Origin of the sequence: Aeromicrobium sp. Leaf272 (genome assembly GCF_001422865.1) — a bacterium.
In the GTDB taxonomy this organism is placed as follows: Bacteria; Actinomycetota; Actinomycetes; order Propionibacteriales; family Nocardioidaceae; genus Aeromicrobium.
This window is the reverse complement of the sequence record NZ_LMMY01000009.1, coordinates 168,539-168,833: the sequence shown is the minus strand read 5'-3', so window position 1 is coordinate 168,833 and position 295 is coordinate 168,539. Positions and strand designations below refer to the sequence as shown.

At 72.2% G+C, this 295-nt stretch carries 1 protein-coding gene; it reads right to left on the bottom strand.

All coding sequences use genetic code 11. The annotated features are described in order from the left end of the window. Window positions 1-295: hypothetical protein (locus tag ASF38_RS17775; RefSeq protein ID WP_162237280.1), on the bottom strand; the 295-nt coding region annotated here is incomplete at both ends.

Genomic DNA, 295 nt, shown 5'->3' with positions numbered 1-295 from the left:
CCCCGGAGGCGAGCGCGTTCTCGATGAGGGTGGTCTGCTCCTCGATCCGCTGCGCGGTGTTGACCAGGGCGTCGGCCCCGCCGCGGTCCCCACCGAAGTCGATCGAGATCGTGGCCCCGGTGGAGGTACCGGTCCCGGTTCGAGGGCCATCGCCATTCGCTGCAGCCTTGCGGGCCTTCTCAAGCACCCGCGCGGCGGCCATCTTGTGGGCGGACAGGCGTGCTTCGGCACGGCCGATCTCGGCGAGGAGTCGTCGGACCTCGGCGGGGTCCAGGCCGTCCCACGCCTCGGTGGG